The sequence below is a fragment of the Atopomonas hussainii genome, from assembly GCF_900109735.1.
In the GTDB taxonomy this organism is placed as follows: Bacteria; Pseudomonadota; Gammaproteobacteria; order Pseudomonadales; family Pseudomonadaceae; genus Atopomonas; species Atopomonas hussainii.
On sequence record NZ_FOAS01000014.1, the window covers coordinates 101520 to 121312 of the forward strand.

14 protein-coding genes are annotated in these 19793 nt (G+C 60.4%); 10 read left to right on the forward strand and 4 right to left on the reverse strand.

Annotated elements, in window-relative coordinates; genetic code table 11:
• The first annotated feature begins 194 nt into the window (after positions 1–194).
• The 6 genes from BMX80_RS14365 to cobA all read left to right on the forward strand — a co-directional run bounded on the left by BMX80_RS14365 (position 195) and on the right by cobA (position 9905).
• Positions 195–1412 carry a nitrate/nitrite transporter gene (locus BMX80_RS14365; protein WP_074869768.1) on the forward strand — a complete coding sequence of 406 codons (1218 nt, stop codon included), beginning with the start codon at positions 195–197 and terminating at the stop codon, positions 1410–1412.
• A 144-nt stretch (positions 1413–1556) separates the two neighbouring features.
• Positions 1557–3230, forward strand: a complete 1674-nt coding sequence (locus BMX80_RS14370; RefSeq protein WP_074869771.1) for a bifunctional protein-serine/threonine kinase/phosphatase — start codon at positions 1557–1559, stop codon at positions 3228–3230.
• Between the two features lie 284 nt (positions 3231–3514).
• Positions 3515–5971 (forward strand): nitrite reductase large subunit NirB, encoded by a 2457-nt coding sequence (gene nirB, locus BMX80_RS14375; RefSeq protein WP_071872427.1) that lies wholly within the window; start codon positions 3515–3517, stop codon positions 5969–5971.
• The gene (gene nirD / locus BMX80_RS14380; RefSeq protein WP_074869774.1) at positions 5968–6282 is read left to right on the forward strand and encodes a nitrite reductase small subunit NirD; all 315 of its coding nucleotides are present in this window, start codon (positions 5968–5970) and stop codon (positions 6280–6282) included. The genes nirB and nirD overlap by 4 nt, the downstream gene beginning before the upstream one ends.
• Positions 6283–6414: 132 nt before the next feature.
• Positions 6415–9126, forward strand: coding sequence for a nitrate reductase (locus BMX80_RS14385; RefSeq protein ID WP_074869776.1), 2712 nt, complete (start codon positions 6415–6417; stop codon positions 9124–9126).
• Positions 9127–9140: 14 nt separating this feature from the next.
• Entirely contained in the window at positions 9141–9905 is a 765-nt protein-coding gene (gene cobA, locus BMX80_RS14390) for a uroporphyrinogen-III C-methyltransferase (RefSeq protein ID WP_074869778.1), read from the forward strand.
• Positions 9906–10021: 116 nt separating this feature from the next.
• On the opposite strand, the gene BMX80_RS14395 is transcribed toward cobA, so the two are convergent.
• Together BMX80_RS14395 and BMX80_RS14400 are read right to left on the reverse strand one after the other, a co-directional pair.
• Positions 10022–10321, reverse strand: a complete 300-nt coding sequence (locus tag BMX80_RS14395; RefSeq protein ID WP_074869781.1) for a hypothetical protein — start codon at positions 10319–10321, stop codon at positions 10022–10024.
• A 136-nt stretch (positions 10322–10457) separates the two neighbouring features.
• Complete coding sequence (locus BMX80_RS14400; protein ID WP_071872432.1) at positions 10458–10769, reverse strand: hypothetical protein; 312 nt, start codon at positions 10767–10769, stop codon at positions 10458–10460.
• A gap of 272 nt (positions 10770–11041) precedes the next feature.
• Here BMX80_RS14400 and BMX80_RS14405 point away from each other — a divergent pair, with 272 nt between their 5' ends.
• Both BMX80_RS14405 and BMX80_RS14410 read left to right on the forward strand, forming a co-directional pair.
• Positions 11042–12256, forward strand: a complete 1215-nt coding sequence (locus BMX80_RS14405) for an efflux RND transporter periplasmic adaptor subunit (RefSeq protein ID WP_074869784.1) — start codon at positions 11042–11044, stop codon at positions 12254–12256.
• A gap of 11 nt (positions 12257–12267) precedes the next feature.
• Positions 12268–15450, forward strand: a complete 3183-nt coding sequence (locus tag BMX80_RS14410) for an efflux RND transporter permease subunit (RefSeq protein WP_074869785.1) — start codon at positions 12268–12270, stop codon at positions 15448–15450.
• A 13-nt stretch (positions 15451–15463) separates the two neighbouring features.
• Here BMX80_RS14410 and BMX80_RS14415 read toward each other — a convergent pair whose 3' ends face one another.
• Positions 15464–16165 (reverse strand): SDR family NAD(P)-dependent oxidoreductase, encoded by a 702-nt coding sequence (locus BMX80_RS14415; protein WP_074869788.1) that lies wholly within the window; start codon positions 16163–16165, stop codon positions 15464–15466.
• Between the two features lie 15 nt (positions 16166–16180).
• Positions 16181–17725 carry a cryptochrome/deoxyribodipyrimidine photo-lyase family protein gene (locus BMX80_RS14420; RefSeq protein WP_074869791.1) on the reverse strand — a complete coding sequence of 515 codons (1545 nt, stop codon included), beginning with the start codon at positions 17723–17725 and terminating at the stop codon, positions 16181–16183.
• Between the two features lie 492 nt (positions 17726–18217).
• Here BMX80_RS14420 and BMX80_RS14425 point away from each other — a divergent pair, with 492 nt between their 5' ends.
• On the forward strand, positions 18218–18913 hold the full coding sequence (locus BMX80_RS14425; protein ID WP_074869795.1) for a pirin family protein: 696 nt from the start codon (positions 18218–18220) through the stop codon (positions 18911–18913).
• Positions 18910–19662 (forward strand): TSUP family transporter, encoded by a 753-nt coding sequence (locus BMX80_RS14430; protein ID WP_074869799.1) that lies wholly within the window; start codon positions 18910–18912, stop codon positions 19660–19662. Before BMX80_RS14425 ends, BMX80_RS14430 begins: the two co-directional genes overlap by 4 nt.
• Positions 19663–19793: the final 131 nt, after the last annotated feature.

The window sequence follows — 19793 nt, forward strand, 5'->3', positions numbered from 1 at the left end:
TTGTGCCTGCCGGTTTTATACCGGGCAGATAACGGCTGTGATCCAGACGTCATCTGCATGCCGACCCAATTATCAGTCGGTGACTCGTTTCACCTTGCAGCCAGCCACAAGCCAGCTGCTGGTCAACGCCCAGACTGACGTAGCAATACCGCCAGTCTGGGCCGACCCTTTATATCGACCACTTGAGGTGACGTATGTCCAACAACAGCAGTTTCTGGAAAGCCGGCCACACGCCGACGCTGTTTGCCGCTTTCCTCTACTTCGACCTGGCCTTCATGGTCTGGTACGTGCTCGGCCCACTGGCCGTGCAAATTGCCGCCACCCTGGAGCTGACTGCCCAGCAGCGCTCAATGATGGTCGCCACACCGATCCTCTGCGGCGCTGTGCTGCGTTTGGTGTTGGGCTACATGGCCGACCGTATTTCCCCGAAAACCACCGCCATCATTTCGCAGCTGATTGTGATGGGCGCACTGGCCACCGCATGGTTCTTTGAAGTGAAGAGCTACGAGCAAGCACTGCTCTTGGGCGTGTTCCTTGGCGTGGCAGGCGCTTCGTTCGCGGTGTCGCTGCCGCTGGCCTCGCAGTGGTATCCGCCGGAGCACCAAGGCAAAGCCATGGGTATTGCTGGCGCGGGTAACTCTGGCACGGTACTGGCCGCCCTGTTCGCCCCCGGCCTTGCCGTGGCCTACGGCTGGAACAACGTCTTCGGTCTGGCGCTGATTCCGCTGGCAGTGGTGTTCGTGCTGTTCATCTTTATGGCTAAGAACGCACCGAATCGTCCGGCTCCGAAAGCCATGAGCGACTATCTGAAAGCCCTCGGCGACAAAGACAGCTGGTGGTTCATGTTCTTCTACAGCATGACCTTCGGCGGCTTCGTCGGCCTAGCCGGCTCGCTGCCTGCTTACTTCTATGACCAATACGGCCTAGACCCGGTTAAAGCCGGCTTCTACACCGCTGCCTGCGTTATGGGCGGTAGCTTGATGCGTCCGCTGGGCGGCGCGCTGGCCGACCGTATCGGCGGTATCCGCACCTTGCTGTTCATGTACATCATCGCCGCTAGCTGTATCGCTATCGTTGGCTTCAACCTGTCGAGCCAGTACGCCGCTCTGACCCTGTTCATCGTCGCCATGCTGGGTTTGGGCAGTGGCAATGGCGCGGTGTTCCAGCTGGTGCCGCAGCGCTTCCGCAACGAAATCGGCGTGATGACCGGTTTGGTCGGCATGGCCGGTGGCGTGGGCGGCTTCTGCCTGACCGCCGGCATGGGCGCGATTAAAACCTCCACCGGTAACTACCAGCTGGCCCTGTGGTTGTTCGCCAGCTTGGCTCTGGTGGCCTTCGTCGGTTTGTTCAGCGTGAAGCAGCGCTGGCGGACCACTTGGGGTTCAGCCGCGATGACCAGCGCACGCGTCTAAGCCCCGCACAGCCGGGCAGGACACCCGGCTGCTCCGACTTGATCTGCTGAAGGATTCAGCTCCCGCAGCCCGCACAGCTTGATTTTTCTCTGTGCGGGCTTTTTTCTTGCAAGGCATTGTCCTTCTGCCCAACGAGCCGTCGCCATGAGCCTAACCCTAAGCATTGCCGAAGCCAGCGCCAAAGGCCCGCGCAGCGTCAACCAAGACGCCGTGCGCGTGGTCACTCCACCCGCCGCCTTAGCGGCCAGCAAGGGGTATGTGTTCGCGCTGGCCGATGGCGTCAGCGGTTGTGCCGATGGCGGCCTCGCCGCGCGCGCCAGCGTGCAAGCACTGGCCAGCGACTACTACGCCACGCCAGAAACTTGGGCGATTGGCCAAGCCCTAGACCGCATCTTGGTGGCCCATAACCGTTGGCTGCGCGCGCAAAGTAGCCAAGGCCCACTGCTGACCACCCTGACTGGGCTTATTTTGCGCGGCCGCCGCTACACCGCGGCGCACGTCGGCGACAGCCGCCTGTACCGTTGGCGTAAGCAGCGCTTAGAACGTCTCACCGAAGACCATGTGTGGAGCCAGCCGGGCATGGAGCACGTGCTCAAGCGCGCCTTGGGCCTCGATGAGCACTTAGTGGTGGATTACCGCGAAGGCGATCTAGAGGTCGATGACTGCTTCGTGCTGCTGTCTGACGGCGTGTGGGCCGCACTTAACGACGGCGTGCTCAGCGACATGCTGAAAAACGAGCTGCACAACCCCGAACACCTCTGCCAACTGATGCTGCAAACCGCCTTCAAAGCCGGCAGCAACGACAACGCCAGCGCCATTATTGTGCGTATCGACAGCCTGCCCGATGGCGATCTGGACGACCAACTCGCCTCACTGGCGCAGTGGCCGTTACCCGGCAAGCTCAAAGCCGAGCAAAGCTTTGAAGGCTTTCGCGTAGAAAAACTCATCCATGAGTCACGCCATTCGCTGCTCTACCGCGTGTATGACGACCAGCAACGGCCTTGGCTGCTAAAAACCCTGCCGAGCAACCACGACGGCGACGAGCGCGCCCAGCAGCGCCTGCTGTTAGAAGAATGGTTTTTAAAACGCCTAGGCGGACGCAGTTTTACCGAGGTCTGCCCGCTACCCGAGCGCCAGCACCTGTATTACGTGATGCGCGAGCACAGCGGCGAAACCCTCGCTGCACGCTACAAGCGCTTAGGTCCGATGAGTTTGGGTGAGGCCCACGAGCAGCTGGAAGCCGTGCTGCGCGGGCTAGGCAACTTACACCGGCTGAATATTCTGCACCGCGATATCAAACCCGAGAACCTGCACTTAGGCAGCGATGGCGAGCTGCGCATTCTCGATTTCGGCGTCGCGCACTGCCCCGGCCTTACCGAAGACGAGCCCGGCAGCCAACCCGGCACCCCGAGCTTTATTGCCCCGGAACGCTACCAAGGCGCCGAAGCCGATCGGCAAAACGATCTATACGCTGTCGGCGTCACTTTCTATTACCTGCTCACTGGCCATTATCCCTACGGCGAAATCGAGCCCTTCCAAACGCCGCGCTTTGGCAGTGCACCCGCCGCCAGCCGTTACCGCCCCGACTTACCGGCTTGGTGGGTCGATATGCTCAGCAAGGCGGTCACCGCCAACCCCGAGCAGCGTTTTGAAACCGCCGAAGAATGGCTGCTAACACTGGAGCGCGGTGGCGATATTCGCGAAGCGCCGGCGCATCGCCCGCTGATCGAACGCGAGCCGCTCAAGGTTTGGCAGAGCGTCGCGCTGATCTCGCTGCTGCTTAACCTCATGCTGTTTTACTTTCTGGTGCAAGGCTGAGCCATGCTGGCGCATATCGCACTAACATGGTGCAAAAGCACCCAAAACAGCTGAGAACCACTCTCAACTAGCTTGAAAAGCCCTATAAAACCTAACCATTAACAAACTTGGCACAACATCTGCTTTAACCCTGTTAACAACGGGGTCAATGGCGATCCCAACACATACGCAGGGCATGGCACCTGCAGTAAGACAAAGGCGTCTTCTCTGCATCTAGCAGGCAAGGCGCTTTTTTTGTTTCTGGCCAAGCAAACACCACGCGGCCGGCATTACGGGAGATAGGCATGCAAAAGTTGAAATTGGTGATGGTGGGCAACGGCATGGCCGGGGTGCGCACCCTGGAAGAGCTGTTCAAGCTCACCCCTGACCTGTACGACGTCACAGTGTTCGGCGCCGAGCCGCACCCCAACTACAACCGCATCCTGTTGTCCCCGGTGCTGGCCGGCGAACAGACCTTCGATGAGATCGTGCTTAACGATCTGGCTTGGTACCAAGAGCACAACATCGACCTGCGTCTGGGCCGCAAAGTGGTCAAGATCGACCGCGCCAAGCGCAAAGTGATCGCCGATGACGGCAGCGAAGTCGAGTACGACCGCCTGCTCATGGCCACCGGCTCTAACCCGTTTATCCTGCCGATTCCCGGTAATGACTTGAAAGGCGTGATTGGCTACCGCGACATCGCCGACACGCAAACCATGATCGACACCGCCAAGGTGAAGAAGCACGCCGTGGTGATCGGCGGTGGCCTGCTCGGCTTGGAAGCGGCCAACGGCCTCAAGCTGCGTGGCATGGATGTGACCGTAGTGCACATCGCCGATTGGCTGCTGGAGCGCCAGCTGGACAAGACCTCCGGCAAGCTGCTGCAAAAAGCCTTGGAAGACCGTGGCCTGAAGTTCCTCCTGCCGAAGTTCACCGAAGCTCTGCTGGATGACGGCGACGGCAACGTGGCCGGCGTGCGCTTTAAAGACGGCGACGTGATCCCGGCTGACATCGTAGTGATGGCGGCTGGTATTCGCCCCAACACTGAGCTGGCCGAGCAGTCGGGCCTAGCCTGCAACCGCGGCATTCTGGTTAACGACACCCTGCAAACTTACGACCCGCGCGTGTACGCCATCGGCGAATGCGCCAGCCACCGTGGCATTGCCTACGGTTTGGTTGCCCCGCTGTTTGAACAAGCCAAAGTGTGTGCTAACCACTTGGCGCAGCTGGGCTTTGCCCGCTATCAGGGTTCGGTAACCTCCACCAAGCTGAAAGTGACTGGTATCGACTTGTTCTCCGCCGGCGAATTTATGGGCGGTGACGACTGCGAAGAAATCACCCTCGCCGACCCCATCGGCGGCGTGTACAAAAAGCTGGTGATCCGCGACAACAAGCTGATCGGCGCTTGCCTGTACGGCGACACCGCTGATGGTGCGTGGTACTTCAAGCTGCTGCGCGAAGGCCATGACATCAGCGAAATGCGCGATCACCTGATGTTTGGTGAAAACAGCCTCGGTGACGTCGGCCATGCTGGCCAAGACAAAGCCGCTGCTATGCCTGATGAAGCCGAAGTCTGCGGCTGTAACGGCGTGTGCAAAGGCACCATCGTTAAGGCGATTAAAGAACAAGGCCTGTTCAGTGTTGACGAAGTGAAGAAGCACACCAAAGCGGCTTCCAGCTGCGGTTCGTGCACCGGCTTGGTCGAGCAGATTCTGATCAGCACGGTCGGTGGCGCCGCCGATGTGAAGGGCAAGAGCGAGAAGCCCATGTGTGGTTGTACCGACCACACCCACGGCGAAGTGCGCAAAGCCATCATCGAGCAGAAGCTGACCAGCATTCCGCAGGTCATCGAATACATGAACTGGCACACCCCCAACGGCTGTGCCAGCTGTCGCCCTGCGCTGAACTACTACCTGATCTCCAGCTGGCCGGGTGAAGCCAAAGATGATCCGCAGTCGCGCTTCATCAACGAGCGTGCCCACGCCAACATTCAGAAAGACGGCACCTACTCGGTGGTACCGCGTATGTGGGGCGGCCTGACCAACCCCAGCGAACTGCGCCGCATTGCCGACGTAGCCGAGAAGTACAACATCCCCACCGTGAAGGTGACCGGCGGCCAGCGTATCGACCTGCTCGGCGCCAAGAAAGAAGACCTGCCGGCGATCTGGAAAGACCTCGACATGCCGTCTGGCCACGCCTACGGCAAGAGTATCCGTACCGTGAAGACCTGCGTCGGTGCCGAGCACTGCCGCTTCGGCACCCAGCGTTCGATGGACATGGGCGTCAAGCTCGAGAAAGACCTGTTCAACATGTGGTCGCCGCACAAGGTCAAACTGGCTGTGTCCGGTTGCCCGCGTAACTGCGCCGAGGCCGGGATTAAAGACGTTGGCATCATCGGTGTGGACTCCGGTTGGGAGATGTACATCGGCGGTAACGGCGGGATTAAAACCGAAGTGGCTGAGTTCTTCGTCAAGCTGAAAACCGAAGAAGAAGTGTTGGAGTACAACGGCGCCTTCTTGCAGCTGTACCGCGAAGAAGCCTTCTACCTCGAACGCACCGTGCACTACATGCAGCGCGTCGGCATGGAGCACATCAAGAAAGCCGTGCTGGAAGACGAAGCCAACCGTAAAGCCCTGTATGCCCGTCTGCAGTACACCCTGTCGCTGGAAAAAGACCCATGGCTGGAGCGTATCGAACAGCCTGAGCTCAAGCGCGAATTTGAAGTAATCCCTGCCGTACAGATTCAAGAGGTAACAGCATGAGCCAGTGGCAAGACATCTGTGCCGTCACCGATATTCCGGTGCTCGGTTCCCGCGTGATCAAAGGCGAAAAGCACGACATCGCCCTGTTCCGCACCAGCAATGACGAAGTGTTTGCCCTCGCCGACCGCTGCCCGCACAAACACGGCCCGCTGTCGCAAGGCATCATTCACGGCAAAACCGTGACCTGCCCGCTGCACAGCTGGAACATCGACTTGGCCAGCGGCGAAGCCCTGGCCCCCGATGTGGGTTGCGCTCACCGTTACCCGACCAAGGTCGAGAACGGCCGAGTGTTGCTTGGCCCTCGCGGCTAAGCGCTAAGCGCTTTACCTGACAGCGTAGCGGTGTCCACGACCATCGCCACGCTGTCAGGCCCTGTTTCACCAAGGCAATACCGGCTGCATAAAACCAAAACATAAGCGGCCGTCACGCGGGAGTATTAGCGGATGAGTCAGATCACCAAATCCACCTGTTGTTACTGCGGCGTTGGCTGCGGCGTGTTGATCGAACACGACGGCACCAAGGTGCTGAATGTCAGCGGTGACCCTGACCACCCGGCCAACTTAGGCCGCCTGTGCAGCAAAGGCTCAACCTTGCACTTAACCGGCGACAGCAGCGCCCGTGCCCTGTACCCCGAGCTGCGTTTGGGCAAAACCTTAGCCCGCAGCCGCACCGATTGGGACACCGCGCTGGATCACGCCAGCGAGCAGTTCGCTCAGGTCATCGCAGAACACGGCCCCGACAGCGTGGCGTTTTACCTATCGGGCCAGCTGCTGACCGAAGATTACTTTGCCTTCAACAAGCTGGTACGCGGCTTGGTGGGCACCAATAACGTCGACAGCAACTCGCGCCTGTGTATGTCCAGCGCGGTGGTCGGCTACAAAAAAGCCTTAGGCGCCGACGCCCCGCCCTGCTCGTATGAAGACATCGAGCAAAGCGATTGTGTGCTGATCATCGGCTCCAACATGGCCTTCGCCCATCCGGTGTTGTTCCGCCGCCTAGAGGCCGCCAAGGCCGCGCGCCCGGACATGCAGCTGATCGTGGTCGACCCACGCCGCACCGACACTGCAGAGCTGGCGGATATCTTCCTGCCCATTCAGCCCGGCACCGACGTGGCGCTGTGTCACGGCCTGCTGCACATTTTGCTGTGGGAAGGCTGGATCGACCGCGCGTTTATCGAGACGCACACCGAAGGCTTCGACGCGCTGAAAACCTTAGTGCGCGATTACACCCCCGAGCTCGTTGCTGAGATCTGCGGCATCAAGGCCAGCGACCTGCACAACGTGGCGCGCCTGATTGGCAGCACACCGAGCTTTCTGTCGCTGTGGTGCATGGGCCTTAACCAGTCGAGCTGCGGCACCGATAAAGTCGGCGCACTGATCAATCTGCACTTAGCCACCGGACAAATCGGCAAGCCCGGCAGCGGCCCCTTCTCGCTCACCGGCCAGCCGAATGCCATGGGCGGCCGCGAAACCGGCACGATGGCAAGCATCCTGCCCGGCCACCGCGACCCGAAAAACGCCGAGCACCGCGCCGAAGTCGCGCGCTTCTGGGGTGTCGACAGCCTGCCGGAAAATCCCGGCCTGACCGCCATCGACCTGTTCCAAGCGATCAAAGACGGCAAGATCAAAGCGCTGTGGATTGCCTGCACCAACCCAGCGCAGTCGCTGCCCAACCAAACCCTGATTCACGAAGCGCTGGCCGCCTGCCCCTTCGTGGTGGTGCAAGAAGCCTTCACCACCAGCGAAACCGTGCCCTACGCTGACCTGCTGCTGCCAGCGGCTAGCTGGAGCGAGAAAGAAGGCAGCGTGACTAACTCCGAGCGGCGCATCAGCCACGTGCGCGCCGCCGTGCCGGCACCCGGCGAAGCGCGCCCGGACTGGGCCATTGCAGTGGATTTTGCCAAGCGGCTAGAGCAGCGCCTGCGCGCCAACCAACCAAGCCTGTTCCCGTTCCAGCACGCCGAAGAGATCTTCCTCGAGCACGCAGCATTAACCGCCGGGCGCGACTTGGATTTGTCCGGCCTCAACTACACCGTGCTCGACAGCCAAGGCCCGCAGCAGTGGCCCTTCCCGCAGGGCGCAGCGCAAGGCACAGCGCGCTTGTATCAAGACCGCCAGTTCGCCACCGACAACGGCAAAGCCAAGTTTATGGCCAGCGCCTACGAGCCTACCGTCGAGCGCCGCGATGCGCGCTACGAGTTGTCGCTGATGACCGGCCGCCTGCGCGACCAATGGCACGGCATGACCCGTACCGGCACCTGCGCGCGCCTGTTCAGCCACACCGAAGAAGCGGTACTGAGCCTAAACCCGCGTGAGCTAAGCCGGCGTAACCTCAGCGATGGCCAACTGGTGAGCGTGAAAAGCCGCCGCGGCAGCCTGATTCTGCCGGTTAAAGCCGACGACAGCCTGCAAATGGCGCAGGCCTTTCTGCCCATGCACTGGGGCGGCCGTTACCTCAAGGCGCTGGGTATCAACACCCTGACCCTTGGCGACTACGACCCCTATTCGCAGCAGCCGGAACTCAAACACAGCGCCATCACCGTCAAGCCGGTCGAGCTACCGTGGACGCTCTACGCGCTGGTAGAAGGCGATGTGCAAAACCGCCTGACCCGCCTGCGCGAACTGGCCGATGGTTGCGATTACGTGAGCCTGTCACTGGTCGGCCGCGACACCCCGGCGGTGGTGATGCGCGCGGCACACACCAGTGCACCGGACAAAGCCACCTTAGCGGCGATTGATGAAGTGCTCGGCCTCGACGAAGGCCCAGTGATGGCCTACGACGACCCGCGTCAGTCGGTGGGCAAGCGCGTCAAGCTGGAAGACGGGCGCATCACCGCACTGCGTTTAGCCGGTGAATCCGCCGCCCGTGAATGGCTGAAAGCCTTGTACTTAGAAGGCGAAACCGACGACAGCCTGCGCCGCTGGCTGCTCGCCCCGCTGTCCGCACCGCCGGGTGGCAACAAGGTGGCCAGCAAGGTGGTGTGCAACTGCGTCAACGTCAACGAAGACGCCATTAAAGCCGCCATCGGCGCGGGCGCCGACCTCGACGGCCTGAAACAAAACCTCGGCTGCGGCACTCAGTGCGGCAGCTGTGTGCCCGAACTCAAGCGCCTGATCAATCAAGGTCAGGCCAGCCAACTCGCCACCGCACTGTAAGCAGGAGCCCAGTTATGTCCTCGAAGCCTTGCCCTAGCCTGCCCGCAGTCGCCCTGATTGGCGCAGGCCCCGGCGACCCGGAACTGATCACCCTAAAAGCCGTGCGCGCCTTAGCGCAGGCCGATGTGGTGTTGATCGACGATCTGGTTAACCCGGCCGTACTCGAGCACTGCCCCAACGCCCGTGTGGTGCGCGTGGGCAAGCGCGGCGGCTGCCGCAGCACCCCGCAAGCGTTTATCCACCGGCTGATGCTGCGCTATGCCCGTCAAGGCAAGCGCGTGGCGCGCCTGAAAGGCGGCGACCCGTGCATTTTTGGTCGCGGTCAGGAAGAAGCCGACTGGTTGGCCAGTCACGGTGTTAGCAGCCAAATCATCAACGGCATTACCGCAGGCTTGGCCGGCGCCACCCAGTGCGGCATCAGCCTGACCCTGCGCGGCGTGAGCCGTGGCGTGACCTTAGTCACCGCGCACACCCAAGACGACAGCAGCCTTAACTGGCCAGCACTGGCGCAGAGCGGCACCACCTTAGTGGTGTACATGGGCGTGGCCAAGCTGAGTGATATCCGCGCCGGCCTGCTAGCCGGTGGCATGCGCGATGACATGCCGGTGGCGATGATCGAAAACGCCACCCTGCCCACCCAGCGTGAATACCGCAGCACCTTGGCTGAGATGCAGCACACCGCTGCCCAAGTGGCCCTGCAAAGCCCGGCGGTGCTGGTGATTGGCGAAGTGGCCGCGCAAGACGCGCAAGCCGTACTGCCCTTGGCGCACAGCGCGTAAAAACAACAACGCCAGCACTTTTAAGTGCTGGCGTTTACCGAGCCTAGCCTCGCGCACCCCGCGCGCGAGCTTTTTATACCCGGGTGATCCCCGGGTTTTTTTTGCCTGTTAAAACCTTATTTAGGGTTTAACAGGTGGCGATAATGGGCTTTTAGGTCATCCACGGTAAAGAGTTTTAATTTGCTCACGCCTTGGGTTTCCGCTTGGCCTTCGTGCCACAAGGCCAACTTACGCGCCAGCAATTCGCCTTCTAACACGTTGCGCTGCACGTCTTGGCTATCGGGCAGATTAAAACGGCGCTTAAAGGTACCCACCGACATAAAGTCGACACGCGGAAAGTAACCGCCCTGCTTGGCGTCGATATCGACACGGTAATGACCTTTAGCGACGTACTCTTTGGATGTGCAATTAAACATGGCTGTTGTCTCTGAACTCGCTGCTCGCAGCGCATGGGCAAAGACTAATCCTGGCGTGGGCAAAACAGCATGATCTAGGGCAATAAAAAACGCTGCCGAAGCAGCGTTTTAGCGGGTCTCAGTCGCAACTTAGCCGTTACACGGAGCACTCAAGGCGCTCACGCTCGGCAATCTGAAAGTAGGCTTTTAAGTCGTCAACCAAAAACACCCGCACTTTTTCCAGGCCTTGAGTTTCCGATTGCGCCACGTGCCACAGCTTAACCTTGCCTACTAGCACGTCGGCTTCTTGAACATTGCGTTGAATGTCTTGGGCGGGCAAACCAAAGCGACGCTTAAAGGTGCCAACGCTCATAAAATCCACCCGCGGTAGATAGCCATACTGCTCATCCTGAACATCCACTCGATAGTGGCCCTTTTCCACATACTCTTTCGAACATACCTGCAGCATGCTCACGCTCCTGTAATGACCGGCCGCGCTGTTTAAAATTTCACCGATTGCGCCGCCTATGCCCATCAGAGGCACGCGCTGACTTGCAAGTCACATCAGCGCGAAAAATTTCTTGTGATCAACCACGCAATAGCTAACTCGTGCTTTGTGCAGAGCGGCACCGATGAAAACAATCATTGTTATCAATACAGACCTTTGCCCCATTCGATTCGTTTGATAACAACCCCAGCGGCAGACTGCGCAACATTCTGTTACAGCCGCCGGAGTTCTTCATGCGCCTGCACGCCTTGCTACTTGCCCCACTCGCCGCTCTGCTAGCGGCCTGCCAGCCCAGTGACAACCAAAGCCAGTCTGCCCCGCCAGCACCCAGCGTGAGCGTTGCTGAAGTGCTCAGCCACACCATCACCGAATGGGATGAATACAGCGCGCGCCTAGAAGCCCCGCAAGCGGTGGAGATTCGTCCGCGCGTATCGGGCTATATCGACCGCGTGGCCTTTATTGAAGGTGCGCAGGTCAAGCGTGGCGACTTGTTATTTGAGATCGACCCGCGCCCATTCGTGGCCGAAGTAAAACGCCTCGAAGCTCAGCAGCGCCAAGCCAGCGCAGTGCTCAGTCGTGCGCAGAAAGAAGCCCAGCGCGGCGCGCAGTTGCGCCAGCGCCAGTTGATGGCGGCCGAGCAGGCCGAAGCGCGGCAAACCAGCGCCGATGAAGCCGCCGCCGCGTTAGCCGCGATCAGTGCGCAACTGGATAACGCGCGCCTTAACCTTGAATTCACCCGCATCACCGCGCCCATTGATGGCCGCATGGGTCGCGCCATGATCACCGCCGGCAACCTGATTAACGCCGGCGACAGCCTGCTCAGCACGCTGGTGTCCACCGACAAGGTGTACGCTTATTTCGATGTCGACGAGCAAGCTTTCTTGAAATACCAAGACATCGCCAGCGCACAAGGCCGCGATGTGCATGGCGCAAGCCCCGTGTTGATGGCGCTCAGCGATGAAAGCGAGTTCAGCCATCAAGGTCAGCTGGACTTTCTCGACAACCAAATCAACCCGCGCACCGGCACCCTGCGCGCCCGCGCCTTGTTCGATAACAGCCAAGGTGAGTTCACCCCCGGCCTATATGCACGCATCAAACTGCGCGGCAGCGCCCCGTATCGCGCGCAGTTAATCAGTGAAAGCGCGGTGGGCACCGACTTGGGCCGCAAATACGTGCTGGTTCTGGACGCCGACAATACGGTGGATTACCGCGCTGTCACCTTAGGCCCGCGCATTGCTGGGCTGCGCATCGTGCGCGAAGGCCTCGCCCAAGGTGAGCACATCGTGGTCAACGGCTTGCAGCGCGCCTACCCCGGCAGCCAAGTGCAACCGGCCACCATCCCCATGGCCAACGACGCCGAACTGGCCAGCTTGCGCCAGCTAGACGCCGCAGCCGCCAGCGCTGAGCAGCTGGTGCAATCGCCTGCACCCCGTGCGCCGCGTAGCTGAGGGTTAGTTCGATGAATTTCTCGCAGTTTTTTATCCAACGGCCGATTTTCGCCGCCGTGCTGTCGCTGCTGATTTTGATCGGCGGCAGTTTGTCGCTAATCCAACTACCGATCAGCGAATACCCCGATGTGGTGCCGCCCACTGTGGTGGTGCGCGCCAGCTTCCCCGGCGCTAACCCGAAAGTAATCGGCGAAACCGTGGCTTCGCCCCTTGAGCAAGCCATCACTGGCGTGGAAGGCATGCTGTATATGTCATCGCAAGCCACCGCCGATGGCCGCCTGACGCTGACCATTACCTTCGCCATCGGCACCGACTTAGACAAAGCCCAAGTACAGGTGCAAAACCGCGTCACCCGTACCCAACCGACCTTGCCCACCGAAGTACAACGTTTGGGCGTGACGGTGGATAAGGCCTCGCCCGACCTCACGCTGGTGGTGCACTTAACCTCGCCAGATAACCGCTATGACATGCTGTATTTGTCGAATTATGCGGCGCTGAATCTGCGTGATGAGTTAGCGCGCTTAGACGGCGTAGGCGATGTGCAGCTGTTTGGCCTCGGTAACTATTCGCTGCGCGTGTGGCTCGACCCGCACAAAACCGCCTCACGCGGCTTAACTGCCAGCGATGTGGTGGCAGCGATTCGTGAGCAAAACCGCCAAGTGGCCGCCGGTAGCTTAGGCGCACCGCCAGCGGCCAGCGATGCCAGCTTTCAGCTGCTGATCAACACCCAAGGCCGTTTGGTAAATGAAGAAGAGTTCGCCAACATCATTGTGCGTGCCGATAGCGATGGCGCCATCACCCGCCTAAAAGACATCGCCCGCATCGAATTAGGCTCCAGCCAATACGCACTGCGTTCGCTGCTGAACAACCAACCAGCGGTGGCCATGCCGGTATTCCAGCGCCCCGGCTCGAACGCGATTGCCATTTCCGATGCCGTGCGCGAACGCATGGATGAGTTAAAACAGCGCTTCCCACAGGGTGTGGATTACCAAATTGTCTACGACCCCACCGTGTTCGTGCGCGGCTCGATCAAAGCGGTGGTCAACACCCTGCTCGAAGCCATCATCCTCGTGGTGCTGGTGGTGATTCTGTTCCTGCAAACCTGGCGCGCGTCGATTATTCCGCTGCTCGCCGTGCCGGTGTCGCTGATCGGCACCTTCGCGGTAATGCACCTGCTGGGCTTCTCGCTAAATGCCTTGTCGCTATTCGGCCTCGTGCTGGCCATCGGCATTGTGGTGGACGACGCCATCGTGGTGGTGGAGAACGTCGAGCGCAATATCGGCCTTGGCCTAACGCCGCTGGACGCCACCCGCCAAGCCATGCGTGAAGTCACCGGGCCGATTGTCGCTACCGCCTTGGTGCTGTGCGCAGTGTTCGTGCCCACCGCTTTTATCTCCGGCCTTACCGGGCAGTTTTATCAGCAGTTCGCGCTGACCATTGCCATCTCGACGGTGATCTCGGCGTTTAACTCGCTGACCTTATCGCCGGCGCTGGCCGCTGTGCTTTTGAAAGGCCACGACGCGCCGAAAGATGCCCTGTCACGCGGCATGGATAAGCTGTTTGGCCGTTGGCTGTTTAACCCCTTCAATCGGCTGTTCACCCGCGCCGGGCATGGTTATGTCGGTGTGGTGACTCGTATTTTGCGCAGCAGCGGCATTGGCCTAGTGCTGTACGCAGGCCTCCTAGGCATGGCGTGGCTGGGTTTTGCCAATACCCCCGCAGGTTTTGTGCCGCCGCAAGACAAGCAATACCTCGTGGCTTTTGCCCAGTTGCCAGATGCCGCCAGCTTAGAGCGCACCGAAGCGGTGATGCGTGAGATGTCGCGCATTGCCGGTGAGCACCCGGGCGTGGAGAACACCGTGGCCTTCCCCGGCCTGTCGATTAACGGCTTCACCAATAGCTCGAGCAGCGGCATTGTGTTTACCCCGCTAAAACCCTTTAGCGAACGCAGCGACCCGAGCCTTTCCGCGCATGCCATTGCTGCCGAACTCAATCAACGCTTTGCCAGCATTCAAGAGGCGTACATCGCCATCTTCCCGCCGCCGCCTGTGCAGGGCTTAGGCACCATTGGTGGCTTCCGCGTGCAGATTAAAGACAGCGGCAACTACGGTTATGAGGCGCTGTATCAAGAAACCCAGAAGATTCTCGCCAAGAGCCGCGAAGTGCCCGAGCTGGCTGGTTTGTTCAGCAGCTATCAGGTCAACGTGCCGCAGGTAGATGCTGATATCGACCGCGACAAAGCGAAAACCCACGGTGTGGCGATCAGCGACATCTTCGACACCCTGCAAATCTACTTGGGCTCGCTGCACGCCAACGACTTCAACCGTTTTGGCCGTACCTATCAGGTCAACGTGCAGGCCGAGCAAAGCCAGCGCATTAGCGCCGAACAAATCGGCCAACTGAAAGTGCGTAACGCGCATGGCGAGATGGTGCCGCTCTCGACCTTCGTGCATATCAGCGACAGCGCCGGCCCCGACCGGGTGATGCACTACAACGGCGTGCTGACGGCCGAAATCAACGGCGGCGCGGCAGCGGGGTTTAGCTCCGGCCAAGCGCAAGCGGCGATGGAAAAACTGCTGCGCGAAGAACTGCCGCCAGGCATGACCTTCGAGTGGACCGACCTCACCTATCAGCAGATTCTCGCTGGCAACACCGCGCTGTGGGTGTTCCCGCTGTGCGTACTGTTGGCCTTCTTGGTACTGGCCGCGCAGTACGAAAGCTGGGCGCTGCCGCTGGCAGTGATTCTTATCGTGCCCATGACATTGCTCTCGGCGATTATCGGCGTGATGCTCACCGGCGGTGACAACAACATCTTCACCCAGATAGGCCTGATCGTCTTGGTCGGCTTGGCCTGTAAGAACGCCATCTTGATCGTCGAGTTCGCCAAAGAACTCGAAAGCCACGGCAAAAGCACTTGGGATGCCGTGCTAGAGGCCTGCCGCCTGCGTTTGCGGCCGATTTTAATGACCTCGATCGCCTTCATCATGGGCGTAGTACCGCTGGTGTTCTCCACCGGTGCCGGCGCGGAAATGCGCCAAGCCATGGGCGTGGCGGTGTTTAGTGGCATGATCGGCGTGACCCTGTTTGGCCTGCTGCTCACCCCGCTGTTCTATCGTTTAGTGCGCTTAGGGCAGCAGAGGCTGGCCAAGAAAGGCGGCGAAGCACACCCAGCCACAGAAACGGCACCCAGCTAAATATTGCAGATGCTTACCAAGGAACAGTTTGCCCCTGCCAATCCACAAACCACGCTTGCCCAGCTTCGTGCTGGGCAAGTTCGTTATAGCGCTGGGCCAAACAGTCGGCGACAAATTCAGCACTGAATAACTTGCCCGCCGGCACATTGGCCTGAAACGGCTTAGACAAAGGCGAATCCATAGTGCCGGGGTGAAACAGCATTAAGCGCACATCGGGCGCCCGCCGCGCGTATTCCACCGCCGCGGTTTGCACCAACATATTCAGCGCCGCCTTGCTGGCGCGATAGGCGTACCAACCGCCCAAATGGTTGTCGCCAATGCTGCCAACCCGCGCCGAGCAAATCGCCACCTGCGCCGCGCTGCGTTTAAGCAGCGGCAGCAAGTGCTTGAGACACAAGGCCGGCAAGGCGGCATTGCTGTACAGCAAGCTTTCGAGTGCGCTGGCGTGTAAGTCCTCTAAGCGTTTTTCTGGCTGCAGTTCGGCGTTGTGCAGCTGCCCTAAGCAGATCAACACATGCGTGGGCTGATAGCCCTCGGCCTGCCACTGCGCACAAGCGGCCTGCAAGCTGGTTTCGTCAGCCTGCCAGCGGGCCAAGTTAGGGTCGTCTGGCGGATTGCGGCTAAGCCCGCGATAGTCATGCCCGGCGGCCTTTACGCGGCTAAGCACCGCTTGCGCCAAGGCGCTGTTGGCGCCGATCACTAACCACTGCTGCATAGCTAACTCCTAACTTTAATCAGTGCCCGCGAACAAGCTGAGCTGCGCACTAGCCACCTCAGCACGCTGGGCTGCACGCCCTGCGCGCTCTGCACGACGGCGGGAACCATGCCGTTCACCAATGCGCCGCGCTTCTTGCTTAAAACCGGCGTCACGCAGCGCTTGCATACGCTCGCGGGCTAAACGCTGCGCTTGGCTTAAATCGACCAAAGGCTCGGGGTAGGCTTGCTCGGTTTGATAGCGCAGGCGCTGCTGTGCCGGCATGCGCCACGGCTCGTGCAGCCAACCGCTTGGGTAGCGCGACAGTTCCGGCACCCAGCGGCGAATAAACTGCCCGTGCGGATCCAGCCGCTGCGCCTGCAAGGTGGGGTTGTACTGGCGTGGTACGTTGATGCCCGTGGTGCCCGCTTGCATCTGTACCTGCGGGTAATGAATGCCCGGCTCGTAATCCACAAACAAGCGCGCCAAATGCGCCGCCGGGGCCTGCCACGGCAGCCACAAGGGGTAACTGGCCACCGACACCAACATGGCGCGCATGCGAAAGTTCAGCCAGCCGTGGCGCTGCAAATAGCGCATGCTGGCATCCACCAACGGCCAGCCGGTGCGCCCAGCCGCCCACGCAGCAAACCACTGCGGGTTAGCCTCGCGTTGCTCGCGCCACGCTGGGTGCAACTCGCGCCACTCTTGTTCGGGTTCGTCTTCCAGCTTCTGGATAAAGTGGCAATGCCACCACAGCCTCGACTCAAACGCCGCCAAGCTGGCTTGCCAGCGCGGCTCCGTCACCTGCCCCTGCGCCGCACGCACGGCCTGCACCACCTCGCGCAGGCTGATACAGCCATAGGCCAGATAACTGCTCAGCCGCGAACCATGCTGCGCCGCCTGTGAGGTGACACTTAAACTGCCGCGATACCAGCGCCCGCGCTCGGCAAGAAAGCTGCCCAGCACCGCCAAGCCCTGTTTGCGCCCACCGGCTTGGCGGCCCGGACAAGCGCAATTGCCAAGACTCGCCAGCGGCCCCGGCCACTGCGGCCAAGTGTGACGCGTCAGCGCCCCAGCCCATGCCACGCCCTGCCAGCGCGGCAACGCTTGCGCACAAGGCGCCGAGACAAACGCCTGCCAAAAATCGGCCCAATCGTCGCGGCTGCAATTCGGCCGGCGCACACCAAACTGCGCGTATTGCTGCCAGCTAATGCCCTGCGCGCGGCACCAGCCAGCCACGCACTGATCGCGCTGATAGGTCCAGAAGTTGCCGATCTCTTCATGGCTGTGCAGGGTGAAAGACCCGCAGTCGCGGCGTATTGCGGTTAATACCGCGAGCACCTCGCCCACCACCACTTGTAGGCCAACACCGCTGCGCTCACGCAGGGCATGATCCACATCCAGCAGGCTGTCGCGCACAAACTGCCACTGGCGCAGGCTGGTATCTGGCAGCGCCCAGTAATCCGGTTCGACGATATACAACGCCAGCACCGGGCCCAAGCGGCTGGCGGCAGCCAGTGCGGCATGGTCCTCGCAGCGCAAGTCGCGCTTAAACCACACCACCTGCAGCGGCGGCTTCACGCGAACTCATCCTCGCACTGCCCGTTAGCGCAAGCATTGCGCGCGGCGGCCAGTGTAGTACGGCCAGCCTCGGTGGGTTTGACGGAGCGTTGTCGCTTTAACCAAGCGAACCATCGGCGATAACTTAACACTCAACACCTATACAAAATATAACACCATGTACAGGTTTTACCGCTAAACGCTGATCAGGTAAACCCTGCCCTGACTCTCGTTTCTAGCCAGCTTTCTAAGCTGCTATCAGCTCGCTTGATAGCCATCTTTGCCCTGATCGATTCGCTACTGAGGCGCTCCATCAGCACAATGCCCACCTGCATTTATCCACGGAGCTGCAAGGCTCTCTCCCATCCCGCGCTTTTGGTTGCTCTGAGCGCGGGATTTTTTTGTCTGCCGTTTTCAACATCGATTTATCCGATCTTTTTAGCGCAATTAATGCGCTTTTTATCCACCAAACAGATCAATACAGTGAGCTCATTGCCGTTAAGGAGCCGCACCATGCTGTATCACCGCCCCGCCAAACAACGTGGCCATGCCCGCTTGGGTTGGCTGGATAGCCGCTTCAGCTTTTCCTTTGCCGAGTACTTCGACCCAGCACACATGGGCTTTTCCGTACTGAAGGTAATCAATGATGACCGCATTGCCCCCGGCGGCGGTTTTCCCACCCACCCGCACCGCAATATGGAAATCATCAGCGTGATGCTCGAAGGCCAACTGGCCCATCAAGACAGCACTGGCGAAAGCGGCGTGATTGAGCCCGGCGAAGTGCAGCACATGACCGCCGGGCAAGGTATTCGCCACAGCGAATTCAACCCCAGCGACAGCCAAGCTGCGCGACTCCTGCAGATTTGGATTACCCCGCACAGCCAAGGCTTAACCCCGCGCTACCAACAAGCCCGTGTTGCGCAGCAAGGCCCTCTAACTTTATTAGCCGCCGAGCACGACGCGCCCCTAGCGATTGCCCAAGACGTACGCCTCTACCGCGTGCAACTGGCCGCCGGCGAACAGCTAAGCCTGAGTACTGGCGAGCGCTGGGGCTACCTGCATGCCTACGCAGGCAGTGCGCAAGGTAACCTCGCGAGCTTTACCGATGGCGATGCGCTGGGCTTAAGCCAGCAGCACACCCTACAACTCACCGCTGGCGAGCAGGGCTTTAGCGCGCTGTGGTTTGACCTGCCAGCGGGGCAAGCATGAGCGCAGCGCTACCGCTCACCGAGCCGTTGTTCTGGCTATTAGCCAGCGTTGGCGTCGTGCTCAGCGGCATTTCCAAATCGGGTTTAGCCGGCGGCGCTGGGGTGATTGCCGTGCCGCTATTAAGCCTGGTGCTGCCGCTACCGCTAGCCACCGCACTGCTGTTGCCGCTGCTGATCGCCATGGATGCGCAAACCCTGCGCTACTACTGGCGGCAGATCAGCTGGGCAGAAGCACGTTTGTTATTGCCCGCTGCTGCCTTAGGCGTTGCGCTGGGTACAGCCCTGTTAGGTAGCCTCTCGGCCACGCACTTACAGCTGATGCTGGGTGTGCTCTGTGTGCTGTTTGCCCTGTGGCAAAACCTGCTGCCCTACCTGACCCGCTGGCGCCGCGCCGCCTTGCTGTGGGGCACCCTTAGCGGAGTGAGCAGCACCTTATTGCATGCCGGCGGGCCACCGCTAAATGCCTATTTGCTGGGGCGCAACTTGGTCAAAGCGCATTGGCTAGCCACCGCAGCGGTGGTGTTTGCGCTGATGAACTGGCTGAAAGTGCCGGCCTACCTCACGCTTGGCAGTTGGTCTGCCGACGTGTTGCTCTGCGCCTTGGCCTTACTGCCCTTAGCCTGGCTGGGCGTGTGGCTCGGCAAGCGCCTGCAAGGGCAGATTAACGAACAGCAGTTCATTCGCCTGTGTCGCGGCTTATTGCTGCTCTCGGGCCTATTGCTGCTGGGCAAAGCTTGGCTGGCGGCCTAAAGCAAGCTTGGCGAGCTGGTCTTACCAGCACTTGCGGGGCTATTGCCGCTCGGCACAGGCTTGCCTGTTACATGGCCTTACAACTCTGCGATTGGCCACTGCGCAACGGTTACCTCTAGAATGCGCAAACC